The 626-nt window shown below is 53.4% G+C and carries 1 protein-coding gene; it reads left to right on the top strand.

Features of this window, described 5'->3' with window-relative positions; genetic code table 11:
• Window positions 1-626, top strand: a 626-nt coding sequence (locus PsWM33_RS27530; protein ID WP_193778474.1) for a phage major capsid protein, incomplete at both ends; no start/stop codon positions are given.

Genomic DNA, 626 nt, shown 5'->3' with positions numbered 1-626 from the left:
AGACGGCGGAAGATGAGGCCAAACGCATTCGCGAAATTGAAGCGACTGCAGCGGAATGGAATTGCCGGGATATTGCGAACGATGCGATCCGCTCCGGTATGTCTGCAGGTGACTTTTCAACCAAAGTCTTGATGCTTCAAGGCGAGCGCGGGCAGGAGAAAATCTCCGGTGCTGCGGATATTGGTTTGAGCCAAAAAGAGCGCAAGCAATTCTCATTTGTGCGTGCTTTGAATGCTTTGGGAAATCCGACTAATGCGCAGTACCGTGAAGCTGCTAAGTTCGAGTTTGAATGCTCGGAAGAGGCTGGCAAGAAACGCGGCAAGCAGGGGGAAGGCATTCTTGTTCCTTCTGATGTAATGCGGGCGGATATGAGCGGGCAAACCCGCAACCTGTCAACGGGCACAATCGGGGCTGGTGGTGCTCTGGTATCCGACAACCTGCTTGCAAGCAGCTTTGTTGAGTTGCTGCGCAAGCGTGCAGTTGTGATGGGCATGGGCGCCCGCATGCTGCATGACTTGGAAGGCAACTTTAAGATCCCGCGTATGGTGGGTGGTGCTACCGCCTATTGGGTAGGTGAAAGCGATGATGTGACCAAAAGCGCAGAGGCTTTTGATCAGATCGAACTA

Source organism: Pseudovibrio sp. WM33 (genome assembly GCF_001623165.1).
In the GTDB taxonomy this organism is placed as follows: domain Bacteria; phylum Pseudomonadota; class Alphaproteobacteria; order Rhizobiales; family Stappiaceae; genus Pseudovibrio.
The sequence above is the reverse complement of the archived record's forward strand: the minus strand, read 5'-3'. Positions and strand labels throughout refer to the sequence as shown.